A 605-nucleotide genomic window follows, 5' to 3' on the forward strand; every position below is an offset into this window, starting at 1 on the left:
GTGCCGAGGCCGATCAGAAGTCCCTGGATAAGGCTGAAGGCAAGGATCGAGGTGGTCAGCGAGGCGAGCAGGAAGCCCGCGCCGAGCGCCACCGCCGAGACGAGCGCCGGGATCCAGTAGCCCATGCGGTCGATAGCGCGTCCGACCAGCACGTTGCCGGCGGCGAAGCCGACCATGGTCGCGGTGTAGGGCATTGAGGCCGCGGCCCGATCGACGCCGAACTCGGCCTGCACGGCGGGCAGAACCACGACCACCGCCCACATGCCGGCGCCGCCGATCGTCGACAAGAGCATCGAGATGCCGAGCCGCATCCATGCGTAGGCGCTGTCTATGCTGGGGCCACCCGCGCGGCTGGAGACGGTTGTCGTCACGGCGTTTCCTGTCCGCGCGTCCTTGTGATCGGGCGGTCTCGTCCAGTATCGGCGCATTTCCTGTACCGAGCAGCGCCACAAGGGACAAATCGGTGGCTCCAGCAATCGGGAACCGGCCATGCCGCCCGGAGTTGTGCACCCAGGGAAGGAGTTTCGCCATGACCGCCAGCAAGAAATGGTCGGCCGAAGTCACGGAGCACAGCGATGCGCTGGATCTCGAGGAGCACGTCTTCG

1 pseudogene is annotated in these 605 nt (G+C 66.6%); it reads right to left on the minus strand.

Going from position 1 to position 605, the window contains the following annotated elements:
• A pseudogene (locus EN851_RS34115) lies at nucleotides 1-311 on the minus strand (MFS transporter); the annotation flags it as partial.
• Nucleotides 312-605: the final 294 nt, after the last annotated feature.

The organism is Mesorhizobium sp. M8A.F.Ca.ET.208.01.1.1 (genome assembly GCF_004791315.1).
GTDB lineage: Bacteria > Pseudomonadota > Alphaproteobacteria > Rhizobiales > Rhizobiaceae > Mesorhizobium.